Here is a 17,684-nt window from a genome sequence, read left to right as displayed (position 1 = left end):
CGGCGCAACCATGGGAGCGCCTCCGGAAAACGCCAATCCGCCCGGACGCGCGAAGGCGTCGGCGGCTCTCAGAGGATCAGATCGTGTTGGAAGGGTAGGTGTCCGCCCTGGCCAGCAGCCTCCTGGTCGAAACGCCAACCCTCCGGCGCCGCATCGGCCGGATGGGGCCATGCGGCCGCGGCGGAATCGTGCTCCGGATTGAGGGCGGCGACGGGGATCGAGGAAGCGACTGCCGGGGCCGTCGAGCTGGCATGCTGCTGCTCCGCACCCGCCTCGAAATGGAACGCGGGCTCGGCCCGGTTGTGAAAGCCTTCGTCGTCGGCGCCCTGAATGACCACGGTCACGACCTGCGGCGTGCCGTCGATCGTGGTCACGGTGAAGGTATCGGTCAGCGCGTCGCAAGGCCTCAAGGCCTGGACCTCGGGGTTCTCGGGGTTGAGCACATATGTCCACGTGCCGCAGGTCGTCATCGTGAAACTGCCGTAGCCGTGGTCGCTCGCCTGCGGGCATGTCGTGGCCGTGAAGGTGTCGTCGGGATTATCGACGTCCCTGTCGGACAAGGTGCCGCTGGCGCGTGGCGGGGGCTCGCAGGAGTTTCTTGGCTCGGTCACGCGTCCGCAAATATCGCCGCAGACGACCGCGGCGTCGTTGCTGCCCTCGATGGTGACGGTCACCGTCTGTGCCGTACCGTCCGCGGCCCTCACCGTGAAATCGTCAGTCAGCGATTGACCTGCGTTCAGCGCCTGCACCGCGCAGTTGCCGTTGTCGAGCGCGAAGGTCCAGTGCCCATCCGCGGTCATGGTGAAGCTGCCGTAACCGTGGTCGCTCGGCTCCGGACATTTGACGGGATCGAACGCGTTCGACGGGCCGTCGACGTCGGTGGCGGTCAAAAGGCCGCACGCGGTTGGGACGCCGTGCGCGGAATTGTCGACTCCGCCTGCTTCGACCACGCGACCATGCGTGTCCCCGGAGATGACGGCCGGATCGTCGGCGCCTTGGATGGTCACCGTGACGACCTGCGGCGTGCCGCCGATGGTGGTTACGGTGAAGGTGTCTGTCAGGTTCTGGCACGCCGTAAGCGCCAGCACCGCGGCGCTGGCGGGATCCAGTGCGTAAGTCCAGTGCCCGTGGGACGTTATCGTGAAGCTGCCGTAGCCTTTGTCGCTGGTATGCGGAGAGCTCACCGCCGTGAACGTGTTGGCCGGATCGTCGACGTCCGTGTTGGTGAGCTTGCCGGTCGCGGTCGGGACGTCGTCCGCCATGGACGCCGCCGCAATCGCGGCGGCGTCCATGGCAATCGCGGCGACGGATCCACCGGTCCCGCCGCTTATCGCCGCCGCGTCGTCGGTGCCGGCGATGTCGATCGTGAAGGTTTGGCTCGCCGAGGCGAAGCCGTCGGACGCCGTGATGGTGAAGCTGTCGGCGCTCGGCGCCTTCAGCGCGTTGATGGCATCGTTGTTCGGTACGTAGGCGTAGGCGCCGGTCGCGCTGTTCAAGTAAAGGATTCCGAAGGAACCGACCTTCTCGACGTCGTAGCTTGCGCCCGCGACGGTGAAAGGGCCGATCGCGCCGCCCGCGATGCCAAAGGTCGGGGTCGTGCCGGAGCCGAAGGTCGTGGCCGAGAAGCTGCCGCTGCTCGCCGAGAACTCATCGAACGCGACTGTGTCGATCTCGACGGGGCCCGACCCGAGCGTCAGTGTCGGTGGCGAATGGATCAACGGCCCATCCGGCACGAAGCTGGCCGGCACCACCACCCCGGGGAGGGCATGTTGTGGATTGGGCCCGTCCGGCGCCTGGAAATCGATCGGCTGCAGCGTCTGATCGACCGCTTCGCCCGGAGGCGTGCCGGATCCGGACGGCCCATGATCCTTCGAGTAGTTGTCGAGCACGTCCTGCTGCCGACTCTGCAGGTCCTCCATCCGCGAAGCGTTGTTGGCGACCTGCGCGAAGCTGACGGATGATCCGGTCTTGCTGAGGATGACCGTCTGCCCGGGATCGTCCACGATGATGTGGCGCGGCACCGCCTCCTTCGTGATGAGTTCGAAGGTGCCATGCTCGAAGCCCTTGTAGGTGATGGAGGCCTCGTCGAACAACGCGAGATCGGGATCGGCGGCCCACGCTTCTTTCAGAGCCGAAAGGATCAACGCGACGAAGGACAGCCCTCCGGCCCATCCGAGTCTCGCGACAACCGCCGACTCTACAGCGCGCCCGCCGCTAACGGACGGCGGACTGCGTTGGTTCTGCGCCGGCCAAAGACCGGTGAAGACACGTGCGAGCGACATCTTGAACGCCTCGCATGCTGCCCGCTTCCGCCGAAGCGGCCGGACCGATTGATCGCGTGTGTGTCCACCCGCCGAGGTCCGGTTCTGCGCACCAGACTACGCTTTGTCGTCCCGAGACCCCTTCACGAAATGTTGACTGGGTGCGCGCAAATGCGCTCTTTTGTTGGCGCTGAGCGGTCGGGACCATCGTCCGTTGCCACTAAAGAGTGGCGGTCGCAACGTGCGGTATGATGCGCCGGGCGCGCTCTGCCATCATTCCGCCGAAGCGGGCTCTTCACGGACGGGAGCGGACGCATGCACGGACTAAGGACGGTCGCAGGGCTTCTCTGCCTTTTGCTCGTTGCAGTGGCGTATCCGCCTGCGCCGCTTCGGGCGCAGGACGTCAAGCCAATCGGCAAGGTCGTGACCGTCGCTGGCACGGCAGTGATCGAGCATATCGATGCCGCGGTTGTGCAGGCGAGACTGTCCGAGGACGCGGCCAGCGCGAAGGTCGGCGATCCAGTCTATCGGGGCGACGTCGTCAGGACGGGCGCCGACGGGCGCCTCGGTATCAATTTCGCCGACGGCAGCTCCTTCAGCCTGTCGAGTAACGCCAGCATGGAAATGAGCGAGTTCGTCTACGATCCGGACGGCAAGGACAATTCAACCCTGATCAGCCTGACCAGAGGCACGTTCACCTTCGTCGCCGGCAGCGTCGCCAAGACCGGGAGCATGAAGGTGGACACGCCGGTGGCGACGTTGGGGATCCGGGGCACCACGCCCCACATCGAGATTTCGGACGACGGCACGGTCAAGTTCGCCACCCTGATCGAGGAGGGCAAGGATGCCGTCATGAAGCGGAAGGCCGGTCCGACCGTTGCGCCTCCCCGGCAGCGGAGGGCCGACCGCGCTCTCGGCATCTGCCGGGGATGCTGAAGGTCTTCGGGACGGCGCCAGTTATGATCCTGCTGCTGGCCGCCCCCGCGTCGGCGCAGAAGCCGGAAGGTCAATTCCGGAACGTCGAGCTCTGCAACACCGCCTCGTCCCCCGACCGGAGGATCGAGGCCTGCTCTGCCTTCATCGCAGCCGGCCGTGGCGGGCCACAGGCCCTGGCCATGGCCCACAACAACCGCGGCATCGCCTACGCGGCGAAGGTCGACTACGACCGCGCTGTCGCCGACTTCGACGCGGCCATAGGCATCGATCCGACCTTCGCCAAGCCCGTCAACAACCGCGGCGCGGCGAGACTGAGGACGGGCGACTTCGACGCCGCGATGGAGGATTTCGACCGAGCCATCGCCCTCCAGCCGGCATACCCCGGCGCCTTCGTCAACCGCGCCGAGGCCTGGCTGAAGAAGGGCGATCTCGTACGCGCCGAAAGCGACTACACCGCCGCGACTCGTCTGAACGCCGACATGGAAGTGGCTTGGAGCGGCCTTTGCTGGATCCGGGCGAGCACGGGCGACCCGCAAGGCGCGGTGGAAGCCTGCGACAAGGCGATCGGGTCGGGCGCGCATACGGCTGCGACCTACGATTCCCGCGCGCTCGCCCACCTCAAGGCTGGACGGACCGATGCGGCCATCGCCGACTACGACGCCGCGCTGCGCATCGACCCCACGCTCGCCGCCGCGCTGTACGGTCGCGGCCGGGCAAAGATCCGCCGCGGCGAGACGGCTTCGGGAGAAGCCGATGTCGCGGCCGCGAAAGCTGTCCGGGGCGACATCGCCGAGGAATTCGCGCGCTACGGCGTACCGTAGTCCGTCCTCAACGCGTGCCCGTCGGAGAATGCCATCTCTCCCCTCCCGAGAGAACCTGAGCTGCAGCGTTCGAGCGAGTTTTTTTATAGATTCTTTCCCTCCAGCGAGCGATACCCGAAAAATGCTAAACGGTTCTGCTTCCTATAAAACTGATAAGCAGACGTACGAAACAGAGCCAGATGGCGAACTCATCAGCTTTCGAGTCAAAACGGAGTCAGTTGATCGACTGATAAGCTTTCATACAAAGCGGAGTCAGTTGGCCAACTGATAAGGTAATACGCAAAAGCTTATCAGTTCGGCGCTGGACGGAAGGTGGATGCCTGATTGGCCCGAATAGCAGACCGCAGCTAAAACCGCTGGGATGTCAACTATGGGACCAGAAGCGAAAACCAGAGTTTGCCCGATGGTGCCAATCAGTTGAGAGCTTAATCAAGCGCTATGCGATGCGCGTGCTACGGCTCACCTTCTTGATGTGACGATGCAAACAGCAAAGAGTCCAGCGGGCACAGGAGATTGCGGCCTGCAACGCCCGCCCGCAGAAGGCGATCTAACCTGTTGCGCGCGGGAGCATGCCCGTTGCCGCAATCTCTGCCGAAAGCTCTTCGATCGTCTTGCGTTGCTCCATGGCGGCTTTTCGGATCAGCGCAAAGGCGGCAGGTTCGGCAAGCGCATGCGAATGCATCACGTGGAGAACGGCGGCAAATACGACACGTCGTGACCGCAGGCGCTGCTCGAGTTTGACGATCTGTTGCTTCAATTCGCTTGTGCGTTCGTTTCGCTCGAACGCCATGACGAGCGCTGCATAGATGCCGGCCGATCGCAGCGGCTTGATGAGGAACGAAGCTGGGTCGAGCTCGAACACCAACTTCAGACGGCTTGGGGTCTCGGTGCCGACCAGTGCGATGACAGGTGACCGCGCCAGGTACGCGCGTTGCGCCGGCTGCAGCAAGGGTAGGAACTCGTCATCGATCAGCGACAGGTCCGGTGCGAAGCCGACGGGCTCACCCGGCGTCCATGCGACACCCGCGATCCCGAGACGCTCGAACTGGCGTCGCACGATGGTTGCATCGCGTTCGTCCTTGATGGCAACGAGCGCCTTGCGTCCGCGCAGCGAAAACGAAGACGGTCTGCTCATTTCACAACCCGCAAATGCGGCGCGTTCGGCAATGCGCCGCCCACCGAGATCTCCCTCGAAGGGCTGACCGCAACGTCGAGCTGCGTCAGGTAAGGATCAGGCTTAACAGGCGAGTCGGCTTCCCAGAGGATATCAAATTGTCCGTGCGGATTGGATACGGCCAACCGCGGTGTAAGGACGCAATGATTGTTGCCGCCGTCGATCCAGACCGGCCCTTGCGGCGAATTGTAGCGATAGCCTGCCGCGGCGCGCCGCACCTCGGCGATGTCGGATGTGCCGGCGCGCTGCAGCGCGCGCGCCAGCAAATAGACCGCAACATAGGCGGATTGCCCGTCGACGGAGGGGCTGCTGTCGTCACCATACCGCGCCTTCCAGCGTGCGACGAACGCGCGGTTCTCCGGCAGGCGGATGCTCTCGAAATAGGCCGACGACGTGATGCAGCCGGCCGATGCCGGTCCGATGATCGCGAGTTCCGGCTCGCAGAGGCTGCAGCTCAACATGGGAATCTCTAGACCCGCGGCCTTGGTGCCGGCGTGAAAGGCGTGGATGAAGTCGTAGCTCGAGCTTCCGACCAACGTATTGAACACGACTGGCGGTTTGCGACGAACGATTTCGTCGACAATGTGATCGACGGCACTTTCGCCGAGTTCGAGTAGCCGTTCGGCGACGATTTGGCCATCTGCCGCGCTGACCAGTTCACGGGTGACGCGATTTGTCTCCCAAGTCCAAACGTAGTTGGAGCCGACGCAGAAGATCTCCCGTGACAGATTGTCGAGCACGTATTGGACGAGCGGCAAGACGTTGTGATTTGGAGAAGCGCCGACATAAATCACGTTGTCGGAGCACTCGAAGCCTTCATAGCGCGCAGGATACCAGAGTAGGCGATCGGTGCGCTCCACGATGGGCAGCACTTGTTTGCGCGATGCTGACGTGTAGCAGCCGATGATGTGCTCGACGCGGACATTGCGGATGAGGTCGTCGCAGACCGTATGATACTCCGAGATGACGCCGTGGGGATCGCGTATGTGGGGAGCGATCGAGAAATCAAACTCCGCCTGGTTGTTGATCTCGTCGACCGCCATTATGGCGCTCTTGAGGATCTCGCGGCCCATGGCCTGATAGGGGCCGGACTGCGAGCAGATGATGCCAACGGGAACAGACGGTTTTGTCATTGCCGACTTTCGGTGGTGCAACGTGACGATGAAATCATCATCGGGGATAGCAGTGCAAGTAGCCTGCCGTTTTGCTGCGCAGCACTATCGAAATTTAGGCAGAGAGCATCGTTGACAATGCGATGGGCAGTTACTTAGACTTTTCTCCTAGGGGTTACCTGCCGAACCTTGCGTGCGCCGATCTGGCCGATGACGTCCAGCTCTTTGCATTAAGTGCTTCGTTCGATTGTGGACCCCAAGCGATAGATCATAGCCGCGGCATTTGAGCCATTCGTCGCCTCATTCGGGAGGGACGGGTGGCTTTTTTTCGTTTGCCGCCGGGGAAGCTGGCGATGCGTCCGCGTCGCCAGTGAGGATAGAGCATGCGTGAAGACGACCGTGTGTCACATCGAGTGGGAGGATGATAGGCGATGGCGACAACAGATCTCCACTATCTCGGACTCGTTGAGGTCGGGCGGAAGATCCAGGCGAAGGAGCTATCGCCGGTCGAAGCGACCAAAGCGATGCTCGGGCGGATCGAGCAGCTCGACGGCAAGCTCAAGAGCTTTGCTTATGTAATGGCCGACTCGGCGCTCGCCGAAGCGAGGGCGGCCGAGAAGGAAATCGCTTCCGGCAAGATCAGGGGGCCGCTGCACGGCGTGCCGGTGGCGGTGAAGGACCTCTGCTGGGCAAAGGGCGCGCCTGCCGCGCACGGCATGACCATCCATCGCGACTTTCGTCCAACCGAGGACGCAACTGTCGTGGCGCGATTGAAGGAAGCCGGCGCAATCATTCTCGGCAAGCTGCAGCAGACCGAAGGCGCTTACGCCGATCATCACCCGAAGATCGACCCGCCGAAAAATCCGTGGGACGCGGATCTCTGGCCCGGCGCGTCCTCGAGCGGCTCCGGCGTCGCCACCGCGGCAGGGCTCTGCTTCGGCTCGCTCGGCACCGATACCGGCGGATCGATCCGTTTTCCGTCCGCGGCCAACGGCATCACCGGGCTCAAGCCGACCTGGGGACGAGTCAGTCGCTACGGCGCGTTCGAGCTTGCGGCGACGCTGGATCATATCGGCCCGATGGCAAGGAGCGCGGTCGACTGCGGCGCGATCCTCGGCGTGATCGCGGGTCAGGACCCCAAGGACACGACGTCGGTCCCGCTGCCCGTGCCCGACTATCTCGCTGGTCTCTCCGGCGACCTGCGTGGCGTGACGATCGGCGTCGACCGGCGCTGGACCAGCGAAGGCACCGACGGCGATGCGGCCATGGTGTTGACTGAGGGGTTGCGTGTGGCGGCCGACCTCGGCGCGAAGATCAAGGAGGTCACGTTCCCCGATCCGAAGGCGGTGATCGACGACTGGTTCCCGCTCTGCGGCATCGAGGTGGCCGTCGCGCACGAGGACACTTATCCTGCGCGCAAGGACGAGTACGGCCCGGCGCTCGCGGGCCTGCTCGATCTCGGCCGGCAGCAGTCCGGCATGGACTATCAGAAGATCGTGCTTCGTCGGGAGGCGTTTCGTGGCGCCGTCCGCCTTCTGTTCGAGTCGGTTGATCTCCTCGCGGTGCCGGCGCAGGCATTCGCGGCGCCAACCCTCGCCAAGATGGCGGCCCTCGGCGAGGACGCCTCCCTCATCTCTGGATTGCTCCGCTTCACGTGTCCGTTCGACATGACGGGAAGCCCGACCGTGACGCTGCCCGGCGGCTTCACCGCAAATGGCGGTCCGGTCGGCTTCCAGTTCGTCGGCCGTCACTTCGATGAGGCCGGCCTCGTTCGCGCAGGCGATGCGTTCCAGCGCGTTACCGACTGGCACAAGCGTCATCCCCCGATCTGAGCTGAGGAGCCGATCACATGTCCGAAGACTGGTTGAACACATCCATCATGGCTGAACGCGCAGTCGCCAAGGGTGCGATCGGCGCGACGCATAGTCTGACCATCGAGCAACAAGGTAGCTTCCACTACGTCTACGGTCCCTATGCCAAGCCGACCTTGTCCATCGATCCGGGCGGAGTGGTCGTCGTCGAGACGGAAGACGCCTTCGGCGGCGTGCTCACCAAGGAGAGCGACAGCCCCACGGCCAAACTGAACTTCCCCTATCTCAACCCGCAATGCGGACCGATCGCCGTCAAAGGCGCCAAGAAGGGCGATTGCCTTGCAATCTATATCCGCGATGTCGAGACGCGGGGTGAACAGCCGGCTGGAACGACCTGCATTATTCCGGAGTTCGGGGGACTTGTTGGAACAAGCTCGACCGCGCTGCTCAATCCGCCGCTGCCGGAGCGTGTGAAGAAGCTGCATGTCGACAGGAACGGCGTGCGCTGGAACGATAAGATCACGCTGCCCTACGAGCCGTTCATCGGCACAATCGGCGTCTCTCCGGAGATCGAGGCGATCTCGTCGCTGCAACCCGACTACCACGGCGGCAACATGGATCTCCCCGATGTCGCTCCCGGAGCGATCATCTATTTCCCGGTGCATACCGAGGGCGGGATGCTTTACGTCGGCGACTGCCATGCGACGCAGGGCGACGGTGAGCTCTCGGGCGTGGCGCTGGAGCAGCGCGCAACCGTCACGTTGCAGGTCGACCTGATCAAGGACTGGAGCTTCGCCTGGCCGCGGCTCGAGACGAAGGACTTCATCATGACGATCGGCAGCGCGCGTCCGCTTGAGGACGCGGCGCGTATCGCCTATCGCGAACTCGTGCGGTGGATGGCGGCCGATTACGGCTTCGACGAGATCGACGCCTACATGCTGCTCAGCCAAGCCGGCCGCATGCGGCTCGGCAACATGGTCGATCCAAAATACACGATGGGGGCATCGATCCTGAAGAATTACCTCAAGCCATGACATCCAGACGCTTTCAGAACAGGAGATATCACGATGAATTCGGGACGTAAGCTCAGAATGGTCTTGCTTGGCGCCATGCTCGGTACAGTGGCAGGCGCGAGTGTTGGTCGGGCGGCGGAACCGCCGTTGAAGGTAGGTCTGCTCGAGGACGTGTCCGGGGACCTCGCCTTCATGGGAATGCCAAAGCTGCATGGATCGCAGCTGGCAGTCGAGGAGATCAACAAAACCGGTGGCATCCTGGGGCGACAGATCGAGCTGATTCACCTTGATCCGCAGGGCGACAACGCGCGCTATCAGGAGTTCGGCCGTCGACTGCTCAACCGCGACAAGGTCGACGTTCTGATCGGGGGCATCACCTCGGCTTCTCGCGAGGCGCTACGTCCCATCGTCGATCGCACCTCGACACCGTACTTCTACACCAATCAGTATGAAGGCGGCGTCTGTGACGCCAGCATGATTAGCATGGGCGCAGTGCCGGAGCAGCAATTCTCAACGTTGATTCCATGGATGGTCGAGAAATTCGGAAAGAAGGTCTATGTCATCGCCGCTGACTACAATTTCGGTCAAATCTCGGCCGAGTGGAACCGCAAGATCATGAAGGATCTCGGCGGCGAGGTCGTAGGCGAGGAGTTCATTCCGCTCGGCGTGTCGCAGTTCGCGCAGACCATCCAGAACATCCAGAAAGCGAAGCCGGATTGGCTACTCACGATCAATGTCGGCGCTGCGCAGGATTCATTCTTCGAGCAGGCGGCTGCGGCCAACCTCAATCTGCCGATGGGATCGTCGATCAAGGTCATGCTCGGCTTCGAGCACAAGCGGTTCAAGCCGCCTGCGCTTAACAACATGCATGCGACTGCGAATTGGTTTGAGGAGATCGACACGCCGGAAGCGACCGAGTTCAAGAAGCGCTGGCATGCGAAATTCCCTGACGAACTCTACATCAACGACATGGGCTACAATGCCTATAATGCGCTCTATATGTACAAGGCGCTCGTCGAGAAAGCGAAGTCGATCAAGCTCGACGACATGCGCAAGGTGATCGCGACCGGCGATGCATGCATCGACGCTCCCGAAGGCAAGGTTTGCATCGATCCGAAGAGCCAGCACACATCACACCGCATGCGTCTGATCTCGGTCGGGCCGAAGCATGAGGTGAAGGTCGAGAAGGACTATGGGACGATCCAGCCGTACTGGCTTAGCGAAATCGGTTGCGATCTCACCAAGAAGAACGACAAGGACCAATACACGCCGAGCCATCTCCCGAAGAAATCGTGATACCTGACGGGCACGGATTTTGCTCGTATTGAGAGTCGCGTTCTGGACAAGGCCGGCGCCGTAACGATGCGGCGCCGGGATCGACAGAGGGACCAAGATGTCGGCTGAAGTATTCTCAGTATTCTATCAGTTCGCCGACGTGTTCGCGTTCCTCATTCTCTCGGCCGCAGGTCTTGCCATCGTGTTCGGTATGATGGGCGTCATCAACATGGCGCATGGCGAGTTCATCATGTGCGGCGCTTATGTCACCGTCGGCCTTGTGAATCTAGGCGTTCCGCTCGCAATTGCGCAGATCCTGGCCGCGCTCACGGCGGGGCTCATCGGTGTCGTCGTCGAGTTCCTGGTCGTGCGGCGCTTCTACAAGCGGCCGCTGGACTCTCTGCTCGCGACCTGGGGCCTTAGTCTGATCGTAACGCAATCGATGCTTCTGATCGTAGGCTCCGCGGTGCGGGGCATCGGAACGCCCGAGGGAAGTTTTGCGATCGGTGGCTATACGTTTTCGACCTATCGTCTGGTGCTGTTCGCGTGCGCGGTAGCGGTGCTGGCCGGTCTTTACATCATCTTCATGAAGACGCGATTCGGCGTGATCTCGCGCGCCACGATGCAGAATGCGGCCATGGCGAAGGCGCTGGGCGCGCGCACTGGCCGCATCTATGCGATCAGTTTCGGAATCGGCACGGGTCTCGCCGGGCTTTGCGGGGCCCTCTACGCACCAACCATGACGCTGATCCCGACCATGGGAGCGACCTTCGTGGTCGAAAGCTTTGTCACAGTCGTGATCGGAGGGGCGAACGTGCTGCTCGGAACAGCGCCAGCGGCCGTGTTGCTGGCCATGATCCGGATGGCGCTGAACGCGAGCTACGGCCAGGTCATCGGGCAGATTGGCATGCTGGTCGCTGTTATTTTGATCATTCGGGTTCTGCCCGAGGGACTCTCCAGTGTTCTAGTTCGTCGTGGGCGCTAAAGGGAACCGTGATGTTGAAGCTGCTGGAAGGTCCGCAGACCCTCGGACGTGGCAAGGTCTTCTGGTCCAGCTTCCTTGTCGTGCTCGCGGGCGCGCTGACATATCCGCTGTTCGCTGAATCCTACGACGTTGGCAATTTCGCCTACTTTCTGATCTGGATCTTCATGGCGCTCGGCCTATGCTTGATGTGGGGTTATGGCGGCATGCTATCGTTCGGCCAGACCTTGTTCTTCGGCATCGCCGGCTACGGGTACGGCGTGCTCGCGATCAACATGGGCGGCGGCACAGCAACGATCGTCGCGCTGATGCTCGCCGTTGTCCTAGCGATGGTGGCGGCGGGCATCCTCGGCTATTTCATGATTTGGGGCGGTATCAGCGGCATCTTCTTCGGTATCGTGACGTTGTCCGCGACCCTCGTGCTCGCCTTCTTCCTTGGCCAAACTGCAGGGCCGGAGTGGCACATAGGCTCGGCTCGGCTCAACGGCTTCAACGGCATGAAGGGCATGGACCCGCTGACCGTGGGCGACTTGTTTATCGAAGGATCGACGCTGTACTACGTCATGATCGCGTTGATCGTGATCGTCTACCTCGCGCTGCGCATGCTGGTGAATTCGGGCATAGGCAACGTCATCGTGGCAACGCGGGAAAACCCGCAGCGTGCCGAGATGCTAGGTTACGACGTCCGGAAATATCAGCTGCTCACTTTTGTGATTGGCAGCGGCCTCGCCGGCCTCAGCGGCGCGTTGTACACGTCCTGGGGACAGTTCATCACGCCGTCCAGCATCGGCCTGCCCGCTGCGGCAATGCCCATCATATGGGTAGCGTTCTCCGGACGGAGCGATCTGACCGCGACGCTGGTCGGATCGTTCCTGCTGCTGCTCGGCTTTCAGACCATCACGGTCTACAGCCAGCAGGCAGCACTCGTGTTGATGGGGGCGCTGCTGCTCGCCACGGTGATGCTGGCGCCGCAGGGTTTTGTGCTCGGCATCGGCAAGTTTGCTGCCGACTGGTGGAGCGGGCATCGGCGGCGCGAGGAGAGCCCCGTCATGGCGGAGGCTGGTCGCTTGCAATCGGAAGAGACCTGATCATGGCGCTGGTTGAAGTCAAAGGCGTATCCAAGCGTTTTGGCGGATTGACCGCAGTCTCCGACGTTGACCTCACGGTCAACGCCGGCGAGGTCCACTGCCTGATCGGACCCAATGGCGCCGGCAAGAGCACATTGTTCAAGCTGATCGTGGGTCTTTACCCGCCGAGCCAAGGCAGCATCCTGTTCGATACCGTCGACATCACGGCTGAACGTCCATATGCGCGCGTGCAGCGGGGCATGAGCATCAAGATGCAGGCTCCGAGCGTGTTCAAGGAGCTGCCGGTTCGGCAGAACATCCAGATCGCGCTCCAGGAGCGATTATCCGGTGCGGAACGCATCGCCGAGGAGGATCGCCTGCTGACTCTGCTCAACCTCGGGCCGGACAGCGAGAAGCTCGCGGGTGCGCTGTCCCATGGCCAGCAGCAATGGCTCGAGATCGGGATGGCGCTGGCGCTGAAGCCTCAGCTCCTGCTGCTGGACGAGCCGACCGCCGGCATGTCTCCGGATGAAACGTTCAAGACCGGCGAGTTGATCAAGTCGTTCAATGCCGAAGGCATGACGGTGCTTGTCGTCGAGCATGACATGGCCTTCGTGCGTCAGGTTGCCCAGCGCGTCACGGTGTTGCATCTCGGCAAGATTTTCGCGCGCGGTGATCTCAAAGGCATTTTGCAGGACGAAAAGGTCGCGCAGATCTATCTCGGTAAGACCCATGCTCGCTAAACCCAATCCCACTGACCAGATTCTCGACGTATCGGAATTGTGGGCGGGATACGGTGCGACGCCGATCCTGCAGGGCGTCACCATGTCGGTCTCGCGCGGCGAGATCGTCGGCGTGATCGGCCGTAACGGTGTAGGCAAATCGACTCTGATGCGGTGCCTGATCGGTTTGCTGCAGACCTGGCGTGGCACGATCAGCTTCATGGGGCAGGACATCACAAGGCTCGAAGCCGACGCGCGGGCGAGGGCAGGCTTTGGCTACATCCCGCAGGGACGCGATGTCTTTCCGCAGATGACTGTCGAGGAAAACCTGCAGGTAGGAGAGTTGATTGGCGGTCCCGGTGGCAAGAAGCTGCCTGAACTCGTCTATGAGTATTTTCCGCGACTGAAAGAACGCCGGCGGCAGCCCGCAGGCACCATGTCGGGCGGCGAGCAGCAACAGCTCGCTATAGGCCGTGCGCTGATCGGCAATCCGTCCTTGATGATCCTGGACGAGCCGTCCGAGGGTATCCAGCCCTCGATCGTCCAGCAAATCTGCGAGGCGCTGAGGTCGTTTCGGAACGAGCTCGGCACCACGATTATCTTCGTAGAGCAAAATCTCGACACGATCCTGGCGATCGCCGAGCGTTGTTACATCATGGAGAAGGGCAAGATCACGCAATCGCTGGCAGGTGGCGAGGTCAACGAGGACAATGTTCGCGAGCAGCTCCTACTCTGAATGGCCACATGGCATGTTTTCAAGTCGTCAATAGGGAGGGAATGGACATGGATCTGGGACTCAAGGGAGCGAAGGTTCTCGTCACCGGCAGCACCAAGGGGATCGGCAGGGCGATCGCTGATACATTCGCGGCGGAGGGCGCGGATGTCGGAATCTGCGCGCGCAACCAGGCAGACGTCGATACCGCAGTCACCGCGATCAAGGCCAAGGGCATCGCCGCGTATGGTAGCTCGGTCGATGTCTCGAACGGTCCGGCGCTCAAGGCCTGGGTCGAGGACATGGCCTCCAAGCTAGGCGGCATTGACATCGTCGTTGCCAACGTTAGTGCGCTGTCGATCGGACAGGACGAGGAGAGCTGGGAGAAGGAATTTTCGACCGACATGATGGGTACGGTGCGGCTGGTCAATGCAGCGATGCCGTATCTGGAGAAGAGCAAGGCCGGCGCGATCGTCACCATCTCCAGCGTGTCAGGCCGCGAGGTCGATTTCGCCAGCGGTCCCTACGGCACGTTCAAGGCCGCAATCATTCACTACACGCAAGGACTTGCCTTCCAGCTTGCCGGCAAAGGCATCCGCGCCAATTCGGTGTCGCCGGGCAACACCTATTTCGAGGGCGGTGTCTGGAATCAGATTAAGGACGGCAATCCCGAGCTGTACAAGAGCGCATTGGCGCTGAACCCTACCGGCCGCATGGGCACGCCACAGGAGATGGCGAACGGCGCGGTGTTCCTCGCCAGCAAGGCGGCGAGCTTCATCACGGGAACCAACCTCGTGGTCGATGGGGCCCTCACGCGCGGCGTGCAGTTCTAAGCACCGAGAGCCGCATGGTCACCACACCGGGTGGGTTGCGGAGTAGGTGGCCGAAGCCGCTTTCGACAATAAGAAGGCTGTCAAATGTCAGCAGATCCAATTCACTACAAATCGATTATCGAACTCTCCGATCTGTTCCGCCGGGGCGAGCTGCTGCCCTCGAAGGTAACCGAGGCCATAGTGAGCCGGATCGACAAGCTCGATGGAAAGTTCCACAGCTACGCACTCGTTCTCGCTGAGCGCGCCATGGCGCAAGCGAAGTTATGTGACGCCGAGCTAGCGAAAGGCATCTGGCGCGGACCGCTGCACGGCGTGCCGATCGGATTGAAGGATCTCTGCTACACGACCTTTGCGCCGACTGCGGGCGGCACGACGATGCACGCCAAATTTATCCCGCCCTTCAACGCGACCATCGTGGACCGGCTCGAGCATGCCGGCGCCATCATACTCGGCAAGCTGAAGATGACTGAGGGCGCCTACACTAGTCATCATCCGAACGACGAGGCACCTCTCAATCCCTGGGGCGTCGACTACTGGGTCGGCTCTTCCTCAAGCGGATCGGGCGCGGCAACCTCGGCGGGCCTATGCTTCGGTTCGATTGGCACTGATACTGGCGGCTCGATCCGGTTTCCGTCCGCAACCTGCGGACTGACAGGAATCAAGCCTACCTGGGGACGCGTCAGCCGTCACGGCGTGTTTCCGCTGGCGGACTCGCTCGACCATGTCGGGCCGATGTGCCGGAGCGCGGCCGATGCCGCCGCTATACTTGGCGTCATGGCGGGCGCCGACGTGAATGATCGCACGGCCCTGCAGGCGCCGGTGCCGAACTATCTGGCCGGTATCGGTGACGGCATCCGGGGCGTACGGGTCGGCGTGGACCGCAGCTACATCCAGGACGGGGTCGATCTCCAGGTCGTCGCTGCGTTGCTGGAAGCCGAACGCACGCTGGCAGCGCTCGGTGCCGATATCCGCGAGGTCAAGTTCCCGGCCTACCAGAAGCTTGTCAGCATGTGGATCCCGATGTGTTCGATCGAAACGGCGGAGGCGCACCTGGAGACCTATCCGTCGCGAAAATCGGAATACGGCCCCGATCTGGCGCAGCTGATCGAGCAGGGCAGGTCGATGAGCGGTGTCGAAATCGCGCAGATCCATCATGAGCGACTGAAGTTTTGCGGCAGTCTCGCCGCCTTGTTCGGCGATATCGACCTGCTGCTGATCCCGACAATGCCTGTGCCGATGCCAACGCTGACCAAGATGGGCGAATACGGTGCTGATCCGAACGTGCTGCTCAGTATCCTGCGCTTCACCGCAGTGTTCGACTTCTCGGGCAGCCCCACTATCACGCTGCCGAACGGGATGGCGTCGGACGGCCTGCCGCTCAGCATGCAGTTGGTGGGTCCGCATTTGTCCGAGGATGTGCTTGCCCGCGCTGGTCATGCCTTCCAGTCGGTGACGGACTGGCATACCCGGCGCGCGCCCATCGAATGAACGGTGTCTCACGGAATATCAAGACGCGCGCGCAATCTCATAGCCTGCGAAGGCGCCTGGAAGATAGGGCTCATTTAGCGAGTCCGAGACGAAGTGGGGTTGGTGAGCGCAGCGGTCAGTCGGCAACCGATATGGCTTGGTCGCAAATGGAGCAGTTTCGCGAACTGATAAGGAAATTGCCGAAAGCTTATCAGTGGTGGCCGGGCGTAGATAGGGTGACGCCGCCGGCCCATCTAGCAGGCATGAGTTGTGGAAAGCCAGCTACGGCCATGAGCGGAAGTCGAACCGCATATCGTCGATCTCAGCGGATGTATGGGTAAGCGCTTTTGGGGAGCCCCTAGAGACCCGGACACCACCCGAATTCAATGACTTCCTACCGTCCGTAGGACTTGCAGTCAGTTACGGATGGCCTAAGCGGCGCGGTCCGATCGACTGAAACTATTTCGGCTCGGCCGGTTCGCTCGCAAGCGGCTGCAATCCCTTTGTCATATCGTCGAGACGCTTCTGCCATTCGGCTCCGGCCATGAAAGCGAGGACGGGAGCATCACCGGGTGAGCTCCTGATGTATTCGGGATCGCTGAGGCTCTCGGCGATCGCGGCTTCCAGCTTCTTCGCAATGTCGTCGGGCGCGCCCTTCGGAAGCGCAAAGCCGCGTTCGGCGGTCATGATGACGGGAACGCCGGCTTCCTCGGCCGTGGGGACGCTGGGCAATGATAAGGAGCGAGCCTTAGACAAGATTGCGACAGCCCGGAGCTCTCCTTTGTTGGTGCCGTGAAGCTCAGGCACTTCGCTCAGGCTGACCATCCCTACATCCAGATGGCCGCCGAGCACGTCGGTCCTCTGCGCTGCTGTTCCGCGATAGGAAATCTCATTGGGCTCGACGCCGGCGGCCTTTGCGAGGATGCGGAGGGCCAGATGCCCGTTCGTGCCTGCGCCGTTATGGCCGAACGTGACTGAACCGGGCGTCTTGCGCAGCGCGTCGAGAACGCTAGCGAGCGTCGTGAACGGGCGTCGTTGCGAACGACGATCACGCCGGGATCGTCGACCACGCGCGCGACCATTCGGATCTCGTCGATGGTGTACTGGGTCTTCCGCGTCATCGGCAGAAAGTTGTAGCCGGGCACGTTGACCACCCCCATCGAATAGGCGTCGGGAGCGGCGCGTGCGATCGCGGTGAACGCGATCTCGCCGCCGGCGCCGGGCTTGGTGAGGACGACAAACCGCGCGTTTCCGCCGAGCCGCTTCTCGCCGAAGGGAAGCAGCTTCCGAGCCATGACGTCGGTCCCGCCACCCGCGGCGAAGCCAACGACGACCTCGACCGGCTTGTCATCGGGCCACGCGGCCATCGCCGCCCCCGAGGCCGTCAGGCCAAGCATCAGTACGACTGTTCGAACTTGCCCGAGCATGAAGGCCATTCTTTTCGTTCCTCTTAGCGAACAATTGGCGGCTGCTGGGCCTGAACCCTTGCCTATCTCGT

14 protein-coding genes and 1 pseudogene are annotated in these 17,684 nt (G+C 62.2%); 11 read left to right on the top strand and 4 right to left on the bottom strand.

Features of this window, described 5'->3' with window-relative positions:
- Nucleotides 1–68: 68 nt before the first annotated feature.
- A complete protein-coding gene (locus IVB19_RS28165; protein ID WP_247820368.1) occupies nucleotides 69–2,282 on the bottom strand; it encodes a VCBS domain-containing protein in 2,214 nt (737 codons plus the stop codon).
- Nucleotides 2,283–2,576: 294 nt separating this feature from the next.
- On the opposite strand from IVB19_RS28165, the gene IVB19_RS28160 reads away from it, so the two are divergent.
- Both IVB19_RS28160 and IVB19_RS28155 read left to right on the top strand, forming a co-directional pair.
- Nucleotides 2,577–3,197, top strand: coding sequence for a FecR family protein (locus IVB19_RS28160; protein WP_247820366.1), 621 nt, complete (start codon nucleotides 2,577–2,579; stop codon nucleotides 3,195–3,197).
- A complete protein-coding gene (locus IVB19_RS28155; RefSeq protein ID WP_524536703.1) occupies nucleotides 3,191–4,018 on the top strand; it encodes a tetratricopeptide repeat protein in 828 nt (275 codons plus the stop codon). Before IVB19_RS28160 ends, IVB19_RS28155 begins: the two co-directional genes overlap by 7 nt.
- Nucleotides 4,019–4,565: 547 nt before the next feature.
- Here the strand turns inward: IVB19_RS28155 and IVB19_RS28150 are convergent.
- Nucleotides 4,566–5,153, bottom strand: a complete 588-nt coding sequence (locus tag IVB19_RS28150) for an ANTAR domain-containing response regulator (protein WP_247288211.1) — start codon at nucleotides 5,151–5,153, stop codon at nucleotides 4,566–4,568.
- Nucleotides 5,150–6,325 carry a transporter substrate-binding domain-containing protein gene (locus tag IVB19_RS28145; RefSeq protein ID WP_247820362.1) on the bottom strand — a complete coding sequence of 392 codons (1,176 nt, stop codon included), beginning with the start codon at nucleotides 6,323–6,325 and terminating at the stop codon, nucleotides 5,150–5,152. The genes IVB19_RS28150 and IVB19_RS28145 overlap by 4 nt, the downstream gene beginning before the upstream one ends.
- 410 nt (nucleotides 6,326–6,735) lie before the next feature.
- Here IVB19_RS28145 and IVB19_RS28140 point away from each other — a divergent pair, with 410 nt between their 5' ends.
- The 9 genes from IVB19_RS28140 to IVB19_RS28100 all read left to right on the top strand — a co-directional run bounded on the left by IVB19_RS28140 (nucleotide 6,736) and on the right by IVB19_RS28100 (nucleotide 16,207).
- Nucleotides 6,736–8,136 carry an amidase gene (locus IVB19_RS28140; RefSeq protein ID WP_247820360.1) on the top strand — a complete coding sequence of 467 codons (1,401 nt, stop codon included), beginning with the start codon at nucleotides 6,736–6,738 and terminating at the stop codon, nucleotides 8,134–8,136.
- Nucleotides 8,137–8,153: 17 nt separating this feature from the next.
- Nucleotides 8,154–9,149: an acetamidase/formamidase family protein gene (locus tag IVB19_RS28135; protein WP_247820359.1), complete on the top strand. Its 996-nt coding sequence runs from the start codon at nucleotides 8,154–8,156 to the stop codon at nucleotides 9,147–9,149.
- Between the two features lie 57 nt (nucleotides 9,150–9,206).
- Nucleotides 9,207–10,424, top strand: a complete 1,218-nt coding sequence (locus tag IVB19_RS28130) for an urea ABC transporter substrate-binding protein (RefSeq protein ID WP_247821720.1) — start codon at nucleotides 9,207–9,209, stop codon at nucleotides 10,422–10,424.
- 97 nt (nucleotides 10,425–10,521) lie between these two features.
- On the top strand, nucleotides 10,522–11,388 hold the full coding sequence (locus tag IVB19_RS28125; protein ID WP_247820357.1) for an ABC transporter permease subunit: 867 nt from the start codon (nucleotides 10,522–10,524) through the stop codon (nucleotides 11,386–11,388).
- 11 nt (nucleotides 11,389–11,399) lie between these two features.
- A complete protein-coding gene (locus tag IVB19_RS28120) occupies nucleotides 11,400–12,473 on the top strand; it encodes a branched-chain amino acid ABC transporter permease (RefSeq protein ID WP_247820355.1) in 1,074 nt (357 codons plus the stop codon).
- 2 nt (nucleotides 12,474–12,475) lie between these two features.
- Nucleotides 12,476–13,195 carry an ABC transporter ATP-binding protein gene (locus IVB19_RS28115; protein WP_247820354.1) on the top strand — a complete coding sequence of 240 codons (720 nt, stop codon included), beginning with the start codon at nucleotides 12,476–12,478 and terminating at the stop codon, nucleotides 13,193–13,195.
- The gene (locus IVB19_RS28110) at nucleotides 13,185–13,910 is read left to right on the top strand and encodes an ABC transporter ATP-binding protein (protein ID WP_247820352.1); all 726 of its coding nucleotides are present in this window, start codon (nucleotides 13,185–13,187) and stop codon (nucleotides 13,908–13,910) included. The genes IVB19_RS28115 and IVB19_RS28110 overlap by 11 nt, the downstream gene beginning before the upstream one ends.
- Nucleotides 13,911–13,957: 47 nt before the next feature.
- Nucleotides 13,958–14,719, top strand: coding sequence for an SDR family NAD(P)-dependent oxidoreductase (locus IVB19_RS28105; protein ID WP_247288220.1), 762 nt, complete (start codon nucleotides 13,958–13,960; stop codon nucleotides 14,717–14,719).
- Nucleotides 14,720–14,803: 84 nt separating this feature from the next.
- Nucleotides 14,804–16,207 carry an amidase gene (locus IVB19_RS28100; protein ID WP_247820350.1) on the top strand — a complete coding sequence of 468 codons (1,404 nt, stop codon included), beginning with the start codon at nucleotides 14,804–14,806 and terminating at the stop codon, nucleotides 16,205–16,207.
- A gap of 438 nt (nucleotides 16,208–16,645) precedes the next feature.
- Here IVB19_RS28100 and IVB19_RS28095 read toward each other — a convergent pair.
- Nucleotides 16,646–17,481 (bottom strand): annotated as a pseudogene (locus tag IVB19_RS28095) (tripartite tricarboxylate transporter substrate binding protein).
- Nucleotides 17,482–17,684: the final 203 nt, after the last annotated feature.

The organism is Bradyrhizobium sp. 187, from assembly GCF_023101005.1.
Classification (GTDB): Bacteria; Pseudomonadota; Alphaproteobacteria; order Rhizobiales; family Xanthobacteraceae; genus Bradyrhizobium; species Bradyrhizobium canariense_D.
The sequence above is the reverse complement of the archived record's forward strand: the minus strand, read 5'-3'. Positions and strand labels throughout refer to the sequence as shown.

Coding starts and splice junctions, on each gene's coding strand:
- IVB19_RS28165 (WP_247820368.1), bottom strand. CDS start 2,282: ATGTCGCTCGCACGTGTCTTCACCGGTCTTTGGCCGGCGCAGAACCAA.
- IVB19_RS28160 (WP_247820366.1), top strand. CDS start 2,577: ATGCACGGACTAAGGACGGTCGCAGGGCTTCTCTGCCTTTTGCTCGTT.
- IVB19_RS28155 (WP_524536703.1), top strand. CDS start 3,191: ATGCTGAAGGTCTTCGGGACGGCGCCAGTTATGATCCTGCTGCTGGCC.
- IVB19_RS28150 (WP_247288211.1), bottom strand. CDS start 5,153: ATGAGCAGACCGTCTTCGTTTTCGCTGCGCGGACGCAAGGCGCTCGTT.
- IVB19_RS28145 (WP_247820362.1), bottom strand. CDS start 6,325: ATGACAAAACCGTCTGTTCCCGTTGGCATCATCTGCTCGCAGTCCGGC.
- IVB19_RS28140 (WP_247820360.1), top strand. CDS start 6,736: ATGGCGACAACAGATCTCCACTATCTCGGACTCGTTGAGGTCGGGCGG.
- IVB19_RS28135 (WP_247820359.1), top strand. CDS start 8,154: ATGTCCGAAGACTGGTTGAACACATCCATCATGGCTGAACGCGCAGTC.
- IVB19_RS28130 (WP_247821720.1), top strand. CDS start 9,207: ATGGTCTTGCTTGGCGCCATGCTCGGTACAGTGGCAGGCGCGAGTGTT.
- IVB19_RS28125 (WP_247820357.1), top strand. CDS start 10,522: ATGTCGGCTGAAGTATTCTCAGTATTCTATCAGTTCGCCGACGTGTTC.
- IVB19_RS28120 (WP_247820355.1), top strand. CDS start 11,400: ATGTTGAAGCTGCTGGAAGGTCCGCAGACCCTCGGACGTGGCAAGGTC.
- IVB19_RS28115 (WP_247820354.1), top strand. CDS start 12,476: ATGGCGCTGGTTGAAGTCAAAGGCGTATCCAAGCGTTTTGGCGGATTG.
- IVB19_RS28110 (WP_247820352.1), top strand. CDS start 13,185: ATGCTCGCTAAACCCAATCCCACTGACCAGATTCTCGACGTATCGGAA.
- IVB19_RS28105 (WP_247288220.1), top strand. CDS start 13,958: ATGGATCTGGGACTCAAGGGAGCGAAGGTTCTCGTCACCGGCAGCACC.
- IVB19_RS28100 (WP_247820350.1), top strand. CDS start 14,804: ATGTCAGCAGATCCAATTCACTACAAATCGATTATCGAACTCTCCGAT.